Here is a 17,460-nt window from a genome sequence, read left to right on the forward strand (position 1 = left end):
TGAGGTATAGCTTTATTAACGCAGAGTAAGTTTAGGTTGGAACTTGACGCTACCGTCAAAATCAACGGCTATCAGATTTTTTTGGTTTCGTAGTACAGCAAGCACATCGCCATGGTAGCCATTACGCACAAACAGAAGCATCGCTCCAAAGCGCTCTAACTGGTCGACCTCGTAATGCTGGATCAAAGTCAGGCCATTGTATACTTCGTTTGATGTGGCGCGTCCACGACGTTCGTATGATGATGACATATATAGATCTCCCAGTAATGATAGACGTATGACATCAAAAAAAGACTGTCAATGCTAAAAGTATTAACAATTATAGGTTCGATGTACGGAAAGGACCAATCCGATGAGCTAAGCAATTATTATGAGTATGTGCATAGTCATATGTTTCGACCTACTGGCACTCTATCACTTGTTTTTATTGTTATTCCTAATCGCGAAAAATATCAGCCATTTTTAAATGACATTAAAAGATAGTCATAAATACTGGCTATACTTAAATTGTTTAAATGATACCGAGTGTATTTTGAGCACGGTATTCAATGTATTTGCAAATACACAGGTTGTTTTTAGCAGGAGGAAAAAATGCGCACACTTAATATTTTATGGCCTACAGACTTTTCTGATACGGCGTCACATGCTTTAAGATATGCCGTTGAAATGGCAAACTTATATCAAGTTGGAATCCGTATTTTACACGTTGTAAAACAACCTTTAGGTGATGAAAATTACATGATTCTTGCGATTACACCGGAAGAGTTAGCAAAAAGCATGGAAGAGGTTGCAGCGAGCCGAATGCATGAGTTATTGGGGCAGCTAAATACAAAATTAAAAATTGAAACCGTTATTCGACGTGGCGATGTTATTACTGAAATTTTGGCTGAGGCAAATAGCGGCGACATTGGTATGGTGGTAATTGCCAGCCATGGTAGGACCGGAATCGCTCATTTTTTGAATGATAATGTTGCTGAATCGATTACCAATAAAGCTGAATGTCCTGTGCTAGTGGTTAAATAGCATTGGCTATTGAACGTATTTTATATCGTAAGTATCTGTTTTATTGGCTTATAAATTAATATTTGTAGCGTTAGAAGCGAAAACTATTAACGCAATGTGGTTGTTCAGCCATTCTTAGCTCTAGTTCAAAACATACAAAAACTTTCAGTATAAATTTTCAAATGCTAACTTTTACAATGTGACAAAAGTTAGCATGCTGAGATGGACACCCACAAGCGGCAATGAGCTTTGCAGAAGACACTGATCTAACCTCTAATGCTCGTACACCTATCGACTGGCAACAAAGCCACCAATATAGTCATACACTTTTGAATTATTAACGATCACTTTATGCGCATTGTTGACGTAACGACCTGAAAAGATTAATGTCTTCTTAGAGCGATCACCCGCCAGTCAGGAGCAAGCTTACTGCAAAAGGAGTCATTCGCTTTGTAGAAATGCATGGCAAGTTTATGTCATTTCTGACCGCTAGTAGATATCTCAGTGAGCGGTGTTGTGGTAGGAATAGATAAGCGTTATACAAAAGGGTGTTATTTTAGGCACTGCGTGTAGAGTGTATTTTCTCGGTAGGCTTATTCAAATTTAAACTAGGTAACGACGAATCATGATTAATTTTTTGTTTTTATTACTTGGAGTGGGTTTACTTACCATTGGTGGTGAAGCGCTGATTCGTGGCTCATTAGCAGCCTCGCGGCGTCTTGGTATATCACCATTACTAAGTGGTCTAGTTATCGTAGGTTTTGGCACTTCAGCACCAGAATTGGTGGTGTCTATAAATGCAGCCTTAAATCAACAGCCTGATATCGCCATTGGTAACGTCGTAGGTAGCAATATCGGTAATGTTTTACTGATCCTAGGGATATGTGCTCTCATCGCGCCGATGACAATCAGGCCGCTGGCATTACGCAGAGATGTGGTTACTGTAGTTGCTGCTAGTGTATTTTTTGTGGTTTTAGTTGGCGGAAGCTCACTGGGTCGCGCAGATGGTCTGTTCTTGCTAATTGCCTTACTAGTATATTTAATATGGGCTTATCGGAGTGAACGCATCCATGCACCCTCTGCGGAACTAAACATAGCCGAAGCTGAAGAAGTTCACGAGTTACCAAAATCAATAGGTTGGACTGTAACTGCTGTGATAATTGGGCTGCTGCTGTTAATTTCAGGGTCACAGGTACTGCTTATTGGAGCTGTTGGTATTGCTGAAAGTTTAGGGGTTTCTGAGGCGGTCATCGGCTTGACATTGGTCGCTGTTGGTACATCTCTTCCAGAGCTTTCAATTTCTGTAATTGCTGCTCTGCGTCGGCACGCTGATGTGGCTATTGGAAACATACTTGGTAGCAATATATTTAATTTGTTTGGGATTTTAGGAGTATCTGCTTTACTTCAACCGCTTCCAGTGCACGTGAGAATTCTGCAATTCGACCAATGGGTCATGCTTGCATCGTCGGTATTACTATTTCTGTTTTTGTATACAGGGCGTCGTTTAAGCCGATGGGAGGGTGGAGTACTCTTGACCGCCTACGGAGTTTATTTAGGCCTAAGTTTTATTGCATTCGGTTAACTATAGATAACTATGCTTACACTACTAAGTTAGCATAACAAATGTCTGCTGCGGAGGTTGCGCAGAACCAAAGGTATAGAACTTAGGTTAGCAAACATATGATTGTGAATTGAGTTTTAAATGAGTTAGCATAAAGTTATTTTTAATGCAGTTAAGAGCTGCAATTTAGAAGTTTTTGTTTTCAATTGGAGCGTGACTTAATGAAAAAAATAGAATCAGTTTTCGAACACTTTTTATGGAACTCTCGATTGTTGGTTCTTATCCCTGTGATTTCAAGTTTACTTGGTTCTTTAATACTATTTATAGTTGGTACCATAGATATTATAAAGGTAACTTTGACAAGCATTAATTACTACCTTGGCCGCGAAACTCTAGATATTCATGATTTTATTGTTACCGACATTATATTAGCAATAGATATTTATCTAATTGCCATTGTCTTGCTTATCTTTGGTGCAGGTATATACAGACTATTTATCTCTCCGATTGATGAATCTGAAGCCAGTGATATTAAACATCCATTTAACATCCAGTCTTTTGATGAGCTGAAAGATAAAATTGTCCGAGTAGTCATTCTTGCGGTAATTATTGAGTTTTTTAGAGCTGTGGTGGACATTAAATTTTCAACCGCTCTAGATGCAATTTACTTGGCAGTATCTGTTTTTGCGCTTGCAGCATCTCTGTATCTTATGAATAAGAGTCATAAAAGTCATCCAGAGTAAATAGTCTATATGCGCACTAAAGCAAACTAATCACATTCCAGTTACTTAAGACCATTGCAAAGAGCATGACTGGGACAAACACTCACAAGGCTTTACCTAGCAACGTTCACATTTGCCCTTTGGAAGAGCGTTAATGTCGGTACTTTAGCTCAATCAAAAACTAACATCCCCAATGTTTGTTGAACGTCAAAACGTGACGAAACGAGTAAAGACCTCAACGGCAGCTATGAGCTTGAAGCAGACCTTAGCCACAACTACCTGCTAATGTCGTCTATGCGCACAAAGTGATCTTAATGAGTTAAGGCCGCCCCCTTTAGCTCGCACTTTACTGATGCTTGGTTTTTGATTAAAGTAAGGTATAGTTTTACTCATTCCATATGGGTAAGTTTTGATACTTTGTTGAAATATACTTTACCTGTTCATAACATTATTTTCGCTGTTGTTATCGTGCTGTGCTGAACCACCTTAATAAAGGGAGTAGTCAATAAATGTTAGATAAAAAAATTTACAACTTACTTTTTTTGTTATTAATTTCAAATTCCAATATTCGAGCTGAGACGTTACATATTGCTTCTGACATTTGGTGCCCCTATATCTGTGATAATAAGAAAGCTCCAGGGATTTTAGTTGAGGTTTTAAATGAAATAGCCACAGCAAAAAAAATGACGGTTAATATTGAAGTCATTTCTCTATCACGCTCTCTTATAATGGCTAGTAGATCTGAAATAGATATTGTATTAGCTGTAACAAAATCTCACATTACAGATCACAAATTACAAAGTAGTAACCAGTATTTTGGTGGTTGGCAAAATGACCTTTACATCAGTAAAAACGTTGATTGGTCGCCTAATAAACTTAATGATTTAGACGCTTTTTTAAATTCAGGTAAAACTTTAGGGATAATTAAAGGGTATGACTATGGTCCATACATTAACAGTCTAAAGTCTAAATATACTGATAATATTTTTCAAGCTACTGGTGATTCTCCTTTAACGAAAAATATTGAGATGTTACAAAAAGGACGTATTTCGGCGCTTCTTGATTATAGATATAATATTCAATATGAAGTGAATAAAAATAATATTGTTGATCTAATATATGCTCGTAGTGAAGGTGGTTTTGTTCCATTATTTTTAGGTTACTCTCCAACAATTCTTCCTGAAGTCATTAATAGTATTGATGATGGACTTGACCTAATTCGCCGTAAGGGAATTTTGAGCACTATTTTAGAAAAATACGGTGTATCTGATTGGCAAAACCAAATTTAAATTACTATAATTTTCCGTTGCCCGTTTATAGTTAACGATTAAAAATCGAATATAAACGACAGTAATGGGCTTTCAGCGGTCGGTGGGGTGGTTCGTTTCTCAATCGTCTAAACACCAACTTCGCGCTGAAAGCAGATATCTAACGCCGAAAATAGCGGCGAAAATTCAGCACCGCCTCAGATAAGTCTGTTTGAATAAAAGCAGTTCATCATCATAAGCAAAACTGGTTTGCACAACAGCGGGAGGCGCTTGTCTTGAATCCTGAATTAAGTAGAAACAGTTGGTTAATTGACAAAAAATAACCGACTTTCACTCCCTTAAGAATATGAAATAAATGTCAATATGGAAAATATAAGGCATTATGTATTTTGATTTTAGGAAAAATGACGTTTTATTTTACCTATACTCGAAATTGTGTTTTATTTTTTTTGTTCGGCATTCTTTTGAATAGAATAAATATAGTGACATTGCTTTTCATCCAATGCAGATAATCTTTAAAGGCTTAATAACTATGCTTTCAATTTTAAAAAGAACATTAGGCGCTGTATGTATAATCTTAGCTTTTCATAGTAAGGCTAATGTTGCTGATTTGGATGTCCTCATTGTTACTGAGCATTTACCTCCCTATCAAATTAGTAAAGATAACAAACTGATCGGTGGTCTTGTTGCAATTGAAATTCAAAAACTAATGAAGACAGTCTTACCGGAAAGCACTATAGAGGTGATGTCTTGGGCGCGCGCTCATCAAGTTGCGTTGGTGCGACCTAATACGATTATATTTTCCTTGGTGAGAACGTCCGAACGTGAAGATAAATTTATTTGGATTGGTAAAGTAGCACAGGTACGCACCGAACTGATTACATTAAAAGATAGTGAGTTACAGCCCATTGAAACCCTTTCTGAACTTAAAAACACTCAAATTGGCGTGAAGCGACAGGACGCAGTTGCCACATTTTTGAATAATAATGGCTTTGAATACGGTAAAGAGTTAGTTGAAATTGTATCCACAATGTCGACTATGCGAATGCTGGAAAAGGGTCGGATTGAAACAATTCCCTCCAACCAACAGATTATTGAGTTCTACTGTCAAAATACAGGGTGCGCTAATTCAGACTTCAAAACACTTTATGTTTTTAAAAAATTATCAGAAGAATTCTACCTAGCGGCAAGTCTTGGTACTGATGCAAAATTGATTGAAAAGTTGAAAGCGGAATTTACTAACTTAGATTTACCCATCCAATAGCAGCCATTCGATATGATTACCATGCAGGGCTTCTTAATTTTACTAAGCACAGTGGTCAATAATCCCATTATGATGTCGACCACAACGACTATTTTTGGCTTATCGCCTTTGGTACTGATTCTACTCACTCATAAAATGTTAATTTCGGCTATTAATCGTAGTGTTGAATTACAGCTTCAATTGACCTGATTTTTGCTACATTTCGTGTGTTTAATTACCCACTTTATTTGCGAACCTGCGGGGTCAGGTTTGTTGAAAAATAGAATTTATTTTATTTTTGATGCGTTAAACACTTAGTGTTTGCAGCAGTTCCCATCGAATTCTGTGCCAATGAAAACGCAGATGCCAGATGTCTGCATTGGTGGGAAAGTTACGCCGCTGCTTACACAACCATCAATAGGCAGTATCGAGTGTGGTTGCGTTGAATATATCGTTTACGTTTAGCATCTGTTGAATATAGCTGAATACTGTTACAAGTCATCCCTATACATCTTTAGTCTCTGTGCCCTCTGGGGTGAAAAAATAATTGCTGGGTAAAGCATAAGCAGTAAGCTATGAACGGTCCCTTATGGCACTAAGCAGTCCTTAAAGGGCTGATTTTTTGTTTCAATATTAAGTCGGCTTTGTGGCATTAGTGAGCCTTAGATAATTATTTTTAACCTCCATGAGATGTTCTACTGCAAAGGTCTTCTTGGTGCGCATAGACGACATTAGTAGGTATTTCTGGCTGATGTCCGCTCACGTATCTTTGTTAACATTGGGCTAGTGATTATTAGAGACTTCTTCAACTAGCCAACAGCGGTCGTTACTAATCAAAGGCTATGCACTAATCCTCCCCGTCAAGTACGCGGTGATTTGTCCCGTTAGAATGATAAAATCCCCTTTTTTTTGTGAAATATTAACAATGGGCTAACCGTTGACCGCCTTTTTATATTGCTGAGATACCAGAATCATCTAAGATTATGTTCTGCACCTGCTTTAATGTTAATTGCTAATTAGTACTTATGTTGATCTAGATCAAATTATTAGTTTTTATTTTAATTTACATGGAATTATTAGCTTTGATGTTGTTTTTAATCAATCTAAAATACTGGCTTTTTATTGGCGTATTAATATTGAGTGTTATGAAGCATACATCAGGTAGTGAAAGAAATTTCTCAGAAAATGAACAATTAGTATCTATTACTGATCTTGAGGGAAGAATAACTTACGCTAATAAGGAGTTCTGTGAAATTGCCGGCTACTCTCTTGATGAGCTCGTTGGACAACATCATAATATAGTTCGACATCCATCCATGCCTAAAGCTGCTTTTGCTGATTTATGGAGTAAACTTAAACAAGATAATTCCTGGCGAGGTATGGTTAAAAATCGTTGTAAAAATGGCGATTACTATTGGGTCGATGCCTACATAACCCCCGTCTATGAAAATGGAAAAATTACCGGCTATCAGTCCGTTAGAACATTGCCGAGTCACGAGCAAAAACAAAACGCTCAACAGCTATATGATACTCTGAATAATGGGCATTCAGTCTCAGGTTTAGAGACTAACGTTAACATGAGAAGGTTATTTGCTATTGTTCTCATTACTCTGGCATCTTTTGGTGTTTGGGCATATACAAGCTCAATAGTTCCATCTATCGTGTTGCTAAGTTGTATCGCTTTGCTTTCTCTTATTTTTTCACCCGAACTGTTCACCTTTCCAAATTATGTCACGACCACGAAAAAACTATTTGATAGTCCGTCACGTCTAATTTTCTCGGGAAAGGGAGCATTGGGTATTATCGCTTACCCTCTCGAATTATATAAAGCTCAGATAAGAACAATACTAGGACGAAGTCATGATTCCGGACAGGAACTGGTAAGGCTTGCTACTGAATTACAGTACTCTTCAATAGAAATGCTCGAAAGTATAGAAGAAGAGAACTCACATCTTGCACAATTTGCAACCGCCATCACTGAAATGAGTGCGACGATTGCTGAAGTCAGTTTAAATACCAATCAGACACATGACAAAGTTTTAATCGTAAAAAACGAATGTCGGGAAAATATCAATGTTATCGAAATCAGCCAAAACAAAATTAATTGTTTGGCGGATGATGTTGAAAAAGCGGCCAGCAATGCGCTTGAATTGGTAACCGATGTCAATAAAATTTCAACGATCATGTCTGAAATTCAGGGAATTGCGGATCAAACAAATTTACTTGCCTTAAATGCTGCAATTGAAGCTGCAAGAGCGGGTGAACAGGGTCGAGGTTTTGCTGTTGTTGCCGATGAAGTAAGAACTCTTGCGAGTAGGACTCAGGGAGCAACCGTTCAGATCCAAAGCTCAGTAACGGAATTACAAAAAACGTTAGAAAATTGGAGTCAGGTGATGCTTGCTAGTAAAGCTAATGCCGAAGAATGCTCTGAAGATAGCACTAAAATAAAACAAGCCATGGAAAATATTATTGGCAATGTTAATGATGTTAGCGATATGACAGCTCAAATTGCAACGGCGGCTGAAGAGCAAAGTGTTGTTGCCAATCAAATAACACATAGTGTTCATACCATAGATGATCTTTCTAAGAAAAACACCATACTTGCTTCGCAAGTGAATAACTATGGAATAGCCGTAAATAAAAGTGCTGAAGATATAGGAAAATTAAGTACAACCTTTAAATAAGAAACCTTTACACTTATGATAATTGAACTCATCAAGGCTGCGGCTCTACTAATGTCACTTTGTTTATTACAAAGCTTTTCCGTTCGTTTTATAAAAAAAAATGGACTGATAAAACAAGTAGTGTCAGGGGGGGTTTTTGGAGGGATTTGCATTATAGGCATGATGCTGCCGATTGAAATTATCCCAGGAGTCATTTTCGACCCCCGTACGGTAGTCCTGAGTATGGCGGGCTTATTCGGTGGCCCCGTCGTTTCAGTTATTGCTGCTGCCCTTACAGGAGGGTATCGGTTATTTCTTGGTGGTGGGGGCGTTTATGTTGGTGTTGCAGTCGTTATCGCATCTACCTGCCTTGGTTTAGGCTATCGTTATTGTGTTCATAAAGGCTTGATGAAAGTTAACATCATACAGCTCCTGTTATTCGGCCTTTTGGTGCACGTTGTCGAAATACTATTTATTACTCAGCTACCAGCAGATGTTGTTGTGGGGTTAGTGTCATTGATTGCTTTTCCGCTCATTCTTGTTTTTACACCCGCTACAGCATTCCTAGGCATGCTTTTAAAAGACGTTGAAGACCGTATTAATACAGAGCAGGCATTGAGTAAAACACTCGATGATTTTGATAGGAATGTTATTTTTTCAAAAACAGATTTAACAGGAAAAATAACGCATGCTAGCAAAGCATTTTGTGACATAAGTGGTTTCGAATTGAATGAGTTGGTGGGACAGTCACATAGTATCGTAAGGCATCCAGATACGCCTTCATCAGTATTTGAAAACTTATGGAAAACAATACAGCAAAAAAAGAGTTTCCACATTACATTGAAAAATAAAAAGAAATGTGGGGGGCATTATTGGGTAGAGTCACAATTAGAACCTGAATTCGATTCTGATGGAAAGCATATTGGATATATAGGCACAAGATTCGATATTACAGATAGAAAAGAAATCGAACAACTCCACGAAGAAATAGAAGAAACGCAGCGTGAAGTTATTTTCAGGATGGGGGAAATTGGTGAAACTCGTAGCAAAGAGACAGGCAATCACGTAAGAAGGGTTGCTGAGTATTCAAAGTTGTTGGCTCTTCATTCTGGTTTAGGTGAAGATGAAGCAGAGCTTATCAAGCAGGCAAGTCCAATGCATGATATTGGAAAAGTAGGCATACCCGATGCGATCTTAAATAAGCCAGGTAAACTTGATGCTGAAGAATGGATAATCATGCAGACACATGCGCAGATCGGTCGTGATATGCTAATGGACTCATCAAGACCACTTCTAAAAACGGCAGCTATCGTAGCTTATGAACATCATGAGAAATATGATGGTAGTGGCTACCCGCAAGGTCTTAGTGGCGAAAATATACATATATACGGGCGTATAACGGCATTGGCCGATGTGTTTGATGCTCTTGGTAGCGAACGTTGCTATAAAAAAGCATGGGATGAAGAAAAAATATTCAACCTATTTAAAGATGAGAAAGGAAAGCACTTCGATCCCAAGTTAATTGATATATTTTTTGACAATTTAGATGAGTTTTTAGCTATTAGGGATAAATTTAATGATATCTAACGACTAAGTAGTTCCCAGCTGTGGCTAATGACACTAAACGGCCTGACAGTGTTTGCAATGCAAGCAATAATTAACGTCTTCCTGAAAACTAATTATGTAACCTCCGAACGATTGCAATGGTGGCATTTTTGCTAGTCAGGTTATTCGATTAATTGGTAATATTTATAGTCAAAGAATTCATATTTATATCTGCGGGGAACGTCCGTATCTAAGTGAACATAAACTTGCCTAATTTTCAGGACTAATTTAGGTCAGCAAAGTGGCCATAGTGAATATTGCATAAAACGTCTCAATCTCATTTTCTGTCGCAGATCTCATTATTTTCTGCGATCCACACAGCTAGAACTGTCTTTTTTTTGATCTAAATAAACTATTTTAGAGTAAAGGCTTTACTTTTGTAGAGTTGTTGCTCTATAATAACGTTGTTCTCGTTTGAACCTGTTGTATTAATTTTGAATTCTAGCTTCCCCAAGCTTACATACCGATGACCCCTTTGGTCATCGGTTTTTTTATGTCTAAAATTTAGCTTTTGTTCTCACCCTGAAAAATTAACAAAAAAAACCTAGCTCAACATCAGCTAGGAGTTAATTTCAAACAAAGTTAATTCCAAACAAAGTTAATTAATATTTTTTCGCTTCATCAGCACAATGCCAAGCGACAAATTTCCACGCTTTATCATCTTTAACTAACACATCACTACAACGGCCATGAGTAACCTTTTGCTCTCCTTTTTTAGCTGTAGTGCCATTAGAATAGTAATAATGTGCAACGGCGGTATCACCATGAACAACAATGGCTGTTGGGCTATATTCAGCAACATTGTTAGTTGAGCCATCTTCAAAACTGAATTTTTCCCATCGTTTTACTGCACTTCGGTCACGCGGCATTGGGGTACTATTCCCCCACACCATGGCGTCTTCGGTTACCCATTTATCTGTCCAATTATTATCGCGTTTCTCGATATCTTCATATGAAGCTAAAACTATATTCCATACTTGTGTTTGCTGTTCATTCCAACGTTCAGCATAGCTGCTAAAAGCGGTAACCGTGACGATTAGTGCTATGGTTAATTTGAAGTTCATTTTATCTTCCTTGTTAATATTTCGACAAGGCCTACTAAACAACGCACTTCTCAGTAAACTCGAATTTGCGATTCTCGCCCCTTAAATATAGCAGGTTTACATTAGTCGGCTGGTTTACCTTAGGTAAGCCTTGTTATATCGAATTTTTGCTCAATATAGTTTCAATACTATGGTGAATTAATCATGACATTTCCGGTCTATTGTTAAACAGTAATGAGCAAAGTCATATTTCATTAATTTATTGCTGCAATAAATCATTAATCGCCATCAAATCCCTAAGGAGATCTTATGTCACAATATACCAAATCAAGCGATGCTATTGCTGCGTTATCCGCTGAGCAATATCGTGTTACACAAGAAAGCGGTACTGAACGCCCTTGGACTGGCGAGTTATTGGAAAATACCTCACCAGGTATTTATGTTGATGTGGTTTCAGGTGAGCCTTTGTTTGCCTCAGCTGATAAGTTTGACGCTGGTTGTGGTTGGCCTAGTTTTACTAAACCCATTGAAAGTAAAAATGTCAGTGAACTTAGTGATGAAAATCATGGCATGGTGCGCACAGAAGTCCGCTCAGCACATGGTGATAGTCATTTAGGCCATGTATTTACTGACGGTCCGACAGCACAAGGTGGCTTACGATATTGCATTAACTCAGCTTCACTGAAATTTATTCACCGTGACGATATGACCGCTGAAGGTTATGAAGCCTATTTAACCCAAGTAGAAGGATAGAATATGACCATTGAACGAGCCGTATTAGCCGGCGGTTGCTTTTGGGGTATGCAAGATTTAATTCGCAAATTACCCGGCATCACAAAAACCTCTGCCGGTTATACCGGTGGCGATGTTAAAAATGCGACTTACCGAAACCACGGTACTCATGCAGAAGGCCTTGAGGTTTACTTTGACAATACTGTGATCGGGTATCGAAAAATTTTAGAATTATTTTTTCAAATACATGATCCTACTACAGAAAATAGGCAGGGCAATGATCTAGGCACTGGCTATCGTTCGGCAATTTATTACACTTGCGCAGCGCAAAAAGCCATGGCGGAAAAAACCATTGCTGATGTTGATGCCTCTGGCTTATGGCCAGGTAAAGTGGTTACTGAAGTTGAGCCTGTGAGTGATTTTTGGCAAGCCGAGGTAGAACATCAAGACTATTTACAGCGGATGCCTAATGGCTACACTTGCCATTTTCCAAGACCTGATTGGGTGCTACCTGAACAATAAGGCTAGGTAACTGGCCTAAAAGGCTTTGCATAAGAGTGGTTTATTTCAACTGATAGGCGAGCAATGATGTCGTGGCGTGGGAGCAATGATGTCGTGGCGTGGGAGCCATAAATGGCTAAGAGCGGCCTGTACATGGTCACTCTTTCAGAACCATGTGGTCACGACATTGCTGACAAGGAGGTCGGTACTTAGTTTTTGTCTGGAACAAAAAACTGACCCTACTTAAAGTACAACGTGACTTATTAGGTTGTCATGTCAATATAATCAGTTGAGTACTGTATTGCTCAACTGGCTATTTTTATTCTTCTGACTTTTATTCTTCTATTAAAGGCGCTTCACCTAATTCACTTAAGGCTTGCAGATTTTCATCTTGAAACCAATCGCAAATTACTTTGTCTGCTTGCTCTGAGCCAGTACGTTTTAATGACGAAAATGCCTGCACTTTAATATCAGCATTTAATGCTGCTAGCTCTTTTCTAACCGCAAGTACTTGCCCGCTGACTTTGCCTTGAGAAAGTTTGTCGCTTTTAGTTAATAAGGCTAAAACCGGTAATTCTCCGTCTACAGCCCATTGAATTAGGTCCATATCAAGGTCTTTTAATGGATGTCTGATATCCATCAGTATCACTAAACCTTTCAAACATTCGCGTTTTTCTAGGTATTCGCCTAAAGCTTTTTGCCACTTCTTCTTCATTTCCATAGGCACTTTAGCGAAACCATAGCCAGGTAAATCAACTAGGCGCTTGTTTTCGGCAATTTCAAAGATGTTAATCAACTGAGTTCTGCCCGGTGTTTTACTGGTACGTGCAAGGCCTCTTTGATTTGTTAGGGTATTTAACGCGCTTGACTTACCTGCGTTAGAGCGACCTGCAAATGCCACTTCAATACCACTATCGGCTGGTAAACGACGGATATCAGGTGCGCTAAGGGTAAAAGTCGCTTTGCTTAGATGAATGGCTGTAGATGACAAGATTAGATCCAACGATATAAATTAAAACCGCATTATATCGTTTTTTTATACTAAAGATGCAATAGTATTAGAATTTAGGTAATTTTTTTTATTAAACAAGCCGCGCAATAGCCTTAATGGTGTATGATATCCCCGATTTTTCTGGCTTATTGAATGTATTCAATAAAAAACACCAAAGCATGTTGAGAATTTTCCTATGAAACATATTTTAACTTCATTAATTATAACCTTACTAAGTATTAATATTGCTGTTGCCGCCACTGGTGACGCAGAGGCAGGTAAAGCTAAATCCGCTACTTGTGCTGGCTGTCATGGTGCAAATGGTATTGGCATTAGTGATACCTTTCCTAATTTAGCGGGACAACATGCTGATTATATTGTAGTACAACTGAAAGCATTCAAATCAGGTGAGCGTGAAAACTCATTAATGTATTCAATGGCGGCAGGTTTATCTGAGCAAGATATGGCTGATCTGGCGGCTTACTTTGAAGCATTACCGCGTAATGGCGCAAGCCAAGATGCTAGCGCTACTGAAGCAAGTACAAGCGCAGCGACAATTAAAGCACCTACTGCTTACGTACCTGACCCTGCAGCGGGTAAGAGCTTATTTGAATTAGGCGATCCTTCTCGCAATATTGCCTCATGTATTGGTTGTCATGGTAGCGAAGGTAACAGCAAGGTATTAATTTATCCGAACCTGGCCAATCAACATCCTGAATACATTGCAACACAGTTAATGAATTTTAAAAACAAAGATCGCATTAACTACGCCATGAACCAATTTGCCGGTAACATGACTAACAATGAGATTGCTGACATGGCAGCTTACTTTGCTGACACTGCTGCCGTTGCTAACGTGGTTTCACGTAGAGTAACGCCATCAGCTCCGGTAACTGCTGAAGTTATTGCCGGTAAAGCCAAAGCCGCAACTTGTACTGCATGTCACGGCGCCGAGGGTAACAGCCTTGTTGCTATCTACCCGAAACTTGCAGGACAACATGCAGATTACATTGTAAAACAGTTACAAGAGTTTAAATCGGGTGCGCGTGAAAATGCGGTGATGGGGCCTATGGCGTCAGCATTAAGTGAGCAAGACATGGTAGAGATTGCCAGCTATTTTGCCGCTCAAAAAATTATTGTTGCTGATTTGGAAGGCTCTAAGATTGGTAAGAAACTTTATCTAGGTGGCGATGCAAAACGTAAAATCACCGCTTGTGTTGCTTGTCACGGTGTTAACGGTAAGGGTTCCGGTAAGGCTGGCTTCCCAGTTATTGCTGGCCAAAACGAAGCGTACCTAAAAGCACAATTAATGCAATTCAAAAATGGTGAGCGTTATAACGATTACAACTCCATGATGCGCAGTGTTGCTTCTAAGCTTTCAGCTAGCGACATGGATGAGTTAGCGAAATACATGGCGTCAATGAAGTAACATTAGTCAAGATGGGCTAACGTCAGCTATTTAATCTCAATATAAGCAGCGTTTATCGCTGCTTTTTATTGCCGTGATTTTATACTGCCAGTGCAGCAAAAAAATTTACTGTACTGGTATTCGCTAGTTTTTTTAATGACATTATTTCACAGCCATTAAATTCGTGTAGAATGCCAAAACAACATTTTAGCAAATTTTATAAGTAAACCCTTTATTGTGTTTACGACAAGCAGAGACTAAATCAATGAAAAAATTTATCATTACTGTTTTATTAGGATTAAGTGCAGTCACTACTGCCAATGCAGCGCAAGGCGATGCCGAAGCAGGTAAAGGCAAAGCAGCCATGTGTGCTGCTTGTCACGGTGCTGACGGTAATAGTCTTGTGCCTATGTACCCTAAGTTAGCGGGGCAGAGTGCTAACTACTTAGTTAAGCAACTTACTGAATTTAAATTAGGCATGACCTCTGGTGGTAAATCAGGTCGTGTAAACGCCATCATGGGTGGTATGGCAATGGCACTTAGTGAGCAAGACATGGCTGATATCTCAGCATTTTATGCCAATCAAAAAGTCACTGATGGCAACGGTACCGCTAATGCGAAAGGTAAAAAACTTTATTTAGGTGGTAATGCCGAAATGGAAATTACCGCCTGTGCGGCCTGTCATGGTGTTGATGGTAAAGGCATGGCAAATGCTGGTTTTCCTGCTCTTGCTGGCCAAAATGCTGAATACTTAAAGATTCAGTTAGACGCATTTCGTAATGGCTCACGTTATAATGACATGAATGGCATGATGCGAGGTGTTGCTGCGAATTTAACTGATGAAGACATTACCGCACTGGCACAGTACGCATCATCATTAAAATAAGTCCTAAGCCATTTAATTAGCTTTTTAAAAGTTAATATTTATAAAAAGCAGCGTTAATCGCTGCTTTTTATATTAAGTCACGCTTTCGCATGTGATCGTGACATCGTTCTTTATGAACATAAAAGGGCAGCACTATGGCTGCCCTTTTAAATAATAAAGTTTATTTAAGCGCTTAAAAAGCGTATTTAAAACCAACAGTTATCACATCAGTGTCAGTGTCAGTGGTGTCATAATTTTCAAAAGACGCTTCAATGCTAACTTTTTCGTTCAGTTTTTTACCCACACCCACACCAAAACCAAATTCCCATTCATCATCGCTGACAGACGTGCCACGGAAACTGGCTTTCAGATCTAAGTTGGCATATGACGGCATCACATAAACATAAAAACCATTATCATAATTGTATTGGCCACGAACAGAAAGTACCGTGAAGCGTTCGACTTCTACTTTAACACTATGACTTTTATCATCAGATATACCGGTGCCAAGACGCAATTCAGGTATTAGTGAGAATTTACTACCCTCTTCGACAAATTCATAAGCAACAGCGCCATAAATAGCGCCTAAAGAAAGGTTTTCAAGTGATAAGTCTGCATAGCCTGCGCCAGCTGACCAGTTAGCCGAAGCCGTTAAAGGTAATACCAATAAAGAAAGTGCAATTAAAGATTTTTTAAACACAATAATATCCTTTTATTAATTTAAATAGTGAGTTTAAATAGTGAGTTAAGGGAGATAATAAAGCGCGCATGCTAACAATGCGCCTTTCGTTATGCAATTATTTTGTCCGGGTTAAATCAGAAAAATAAGTAACAACTTATGTATTTAGCCTGAGAGCTAAATAAACCTCATTTGCCAAAGACATTGGGTTCAGTTTCACGCTATGATCTAAACAATGAGCAGAATATGCCGGTTTAATCAGGATACATAAGATGATAGAAATTATTCAACCCAGACAATTTAAAACCGTACCATGGAAAAATGGTCAGGGAGAAACCATTGAAATGGCGATAAACCCAGGCGGCAGCTTAGACAAGTTCGACTGGCGATTAAGTATGGCAAGTGTGGTTGAAGATGGCGTTTTCTCTAATTTTACTGGCTATACCCGCAACCTCATTTTAGTTGACGGAGACGGCATCAACTTACAACACAATGATAATAAAATTGACCGTTTAACCCAGCTATTAGACCTGGCTACTTTTGATGGTGGCAATAAAACCGTTGGCAACTTACATACTAATGAAATAACCGACTTTAATGTTATCACCCAAACATCGGCCTTTAACAGCAAGGTAAGCTGCCAAAAAAGTGCGAAGAATTATTTACTTGAAACAAGCGCCCTGTGCTTTATTTATAGCTTATTCAAAGACGCCACACTGACCTTAAACCAGAGCCAAGAAGTCATCACTTTACCTGCTCAACACTTAGTAAAAATAACCGACTTACCCAACAACTTCGCCAGCCTAAGCGGTGAGCACCTTATTGTTGTTTATCTAACGAATTGCACCTGACTTTTTAGGCCGGTGTAATTGACACAGTTTACTCACTTAAGTAAAAATTTAAGTGGTCGCACTAACAGTTGACGGACTAAAGTCCGACCTACAAAAAAACAACCTAAAACCGCAGCACCATACATAGTCACTTTGTAAGCTCAATACAGACTGAATGCAAGCCCAATCTAGGTTCAATGTGGGTCCAATGTAGAGTGGACTTTAGTCCATTAAGTTAAATGAAATTTAACCGTCTTTAAAATGAATACCGACCTACAGGTGATAACTAAGCTTTTAAACTGACTTACTCATTCAAATACATAAACAAACCCTATTTTAGTACGCCG

Annotated in this window: 16 protein-coding genes; 12 read left to right on the forward strand and 4 right to left on the reverse strand. The window is 38.7% G+C overall.

Annotated features, from left to right (window positions below; translation table 11 throughout):
* Positions 1 to 15: 15 nt before the first annotated feature.
* Positions 16 to 249, reverse strand: coding sequence for a hypothetical protein (locus tag H4J41_RS09285; protein WP_182135843.1), 234 nt, complete (start codon positions 247 to 249; stop codon positions 16 to 18).
* A 342-nt stretch (positions 250 to 591) separates the two neighbouring features.
* Between H4J41_RS09285 and H4J41_RS09290 the strand changes: the two genes are divergently transcribed.
* The 7 genes from H4J41_RS09290 to H4J41_RS09320 all read left to right on the forward strand — a co-directional run bounded on the left by H4J41_RS09290 (position 592) and on the right by H4J41_RS09320 (position 10,046).
* Positions 592 to 1,023: a universal stress protein gene (locus H4J41_RS09290; protein WP_182135844.1), complete on the forward strand. Its 432-nt coding sequence runs from the start codon at positions 592 to 594 to the stop codon at positions 1,021 to 1,023.
* A gap of 604 nt (positions 1,024 to 1,627) precedes the next feature.
* Positions 1,628 to 2,584 (forward strand): calcium/sodium antiporter, encoded by a 957-nt coding sequence (locus H4J41_RS09295; RefSeq protein WP_182135845.1) that lies wholly within the window; start codon positions 1,628 to 1,630, stop codon positions 2,582 to 2,584.
* A 200-nt stretch (positions 2,585 to 2,784) separates the two neighbouring features.
* Positions 2,785 to 3,306 carry a YqhA family protein gene (locus tag H4J41_RS09300; RefSeq protein ID WP_182135846.1) on the forward strand — a complete coding sequence of 174 codons (522 nt, stop codon included), beginning with the start codon at positions 2,785 to 2,787 and terminating at the stop codon, positions 3,304 to 3,306.
* Positions 3,307 to 3,794: 488 nt separating this feature from the next.
* A complete protein-coding gene (locus H4J41_RS09305) occupies positions 3,795 to 4,574 on the forward strand; it encodes an ABC transporter substrate-binding protein (RefSeq protein WP_182135847.1) in 780 nt (259 codons plus the stop codon).
* Between the two features lie 511 nt (positions 4,575 to 5,085).
* Positions 5,086 to 5,817, forward strand: a complete 732-nt coding sequence (locus H4J41_RS09310) for an ABC transporter substrate-binding protein (protein ID WP_182135848.1) — start codon at positions 5,086 to 5,088, stop codon at positions 5,815 to 5,817.
* A 1,124-nt stretch (positions 5,818 to 6,941) separates the two neighbouring features.
* Entirely contained in the window at positions 6,942 to 8,480 is a 1,539-nt protein-coding gene (locus tag H4J41_RS09315) for a PAS domain-containing methyl-accepting chemotaxis protein (protein WP_182135902.1), read from the forward strand.
* Between the two features lie 15 nt (positions 8,481 to 8,495).
* A complete protein-coding gene (locus H4J41_RS09320) occupies positions 8,496 to 10,046 on the forward strand; it encodes a LytS/YhcK type 5TM receptor domain-containing protein (RefSeq protein ID WP_182135849.1) in 1,551 nt (516 codons plus the stop codon).
* A 620-nt stretch (positions 10,047 to 10,666) separates the two neighbouring features.
* Here the strand turns inward: H4J41_RS09320 and H4J41_RS09325 are convergent.
* On the reverse strand, positions 10,667 to 11,128 hold the full coding sequence (locus H4J41_RS09325; RefSeq protein WP_182135850.1) for a nuclear transport factor 2 family protein: 462 nt from the start codon (positions 11,126 to 11,128) through the stop codon (positions 10,667 to 10,669).
* A gap of 288 nt (positions 11,129 to 11,416) precedes the next feature.
* Here H4J41_RS09325 and msrB point away from each other — a divergent pair, with 288 nt between their 5' ends.
* Together msrB and msrA are read left to right on the forward strand one after the other, a co-directional pair.
* On the forward strand, positions 11,417 to 11,860 hold the full coding sequence (gene msrB / locus H4J41_RS09330) for a peptide-methionine (R)-S-oxide reductase MsrB (RefSeq protein ID WP_182135851.1): 444 nt from the start codon (positions 11,417 to 11,419) through the stop codon (positions 11,858 to 11,860).
* Between the two features lie 3 nt (positions 11,861 to 11,863).
* Positions 11,864 to 12,361, forward strand: a complete 498-nt coding sequence (gene msrA / locus H4J41_RS09335) for a peptide-methionine (S)-S-oxide reductase MsrA (protein ID WP_182135852.1) — start codon at positions 11,864 to 11,866, stop codon at positions 12,359 to 12,361.
* Positions 12,362 to 12,674: 313 nt separating this feature from the next.
* On the opposite strand, the gene yihA is transcribed toward msrA, so the two are convergent.
* Positions 12,675 to 13,331 (reverse strand): ribosome biogenesis GTP-binding protein YihA/YsxC, encoded by a 657-nt coding sequence (gene yihA, locus H4J41_RS09340; protein WP_220460980.1) that lies wholly within the window; start codon positions 13,329 to 13,331, stop codon positions 12,675 to 12,677.
* Positions 13,332 to 13,527: 196 nt separating this feature from the next.
* On the opposite strand from yihA, the gene H4J41_RS09345 reads away from it, so the two are divergent.
* A complete protein-coding gene (locus tag H4J41_RS09345) occupies positions 13,528 to 14,760 on the forward strand; it encodes a cytochrome c (RefSeq protein WP_182135853.1) in 1,233 nt (410 codons plus the stop codon).
* Positions 14,761 to 15,004: 244 nt separating this feature from the next.
* Positions 15,005 to 15,625 (forward strand): cytochrome c, encoded by a 621-nt coding sequence (locus H4J41_RS09350; RefSeq protein ID WP_182135854.1) that lies wholly within the window; start codon positions 15,005 to 15,007, stop codon positions 15,623 to 15,625.
* 172 nt (positions 15,626 to 15,797) lie between these two features.
* Here the strand turns inward: H4J41_RS09350 and H4J41_RS09355 are convergent, their stop codons facing one another.
* Complete coding sequence (locus H4J41_RS09355) at positions 15,798 to 16,304, reverse strand: outer membrane beta-barrel protein (RefSeq protein ID WP_182135855.1); 507 nt, start codon at positions 16,302 to 16,304, stop codon at positions 15,798 to 15,800.
* A 251-nt stretch (positions 16,305 to 16,555) separates the two neighbouring features.
* Between H4J41_RS09355 and H4J41_RS09360 the strand changes: the two genes are divergently transcribed.
* Positions 16,556 to 17,134, forward strand: a complete 579-nt coding sequence (locus H4J41_RS09360) for a HutD family protein (protein ID WP_182135856.1) — start codon at positions 16,556 to 16,558, stop codon at positions 17,132 to 17,134.
* Positions 17,135 to 17,460 lie beyond the last annotated feature (326 nt).

This window comes from Colwellia sp. MB3u-45, from assembly GCF_014077005.1.
Classification (GTDB): Bacteria; Pseudomonadota; Gammaproteobacteria; order Enterobacterales; family Alteromonadaceae; genus Cognaticolwellia.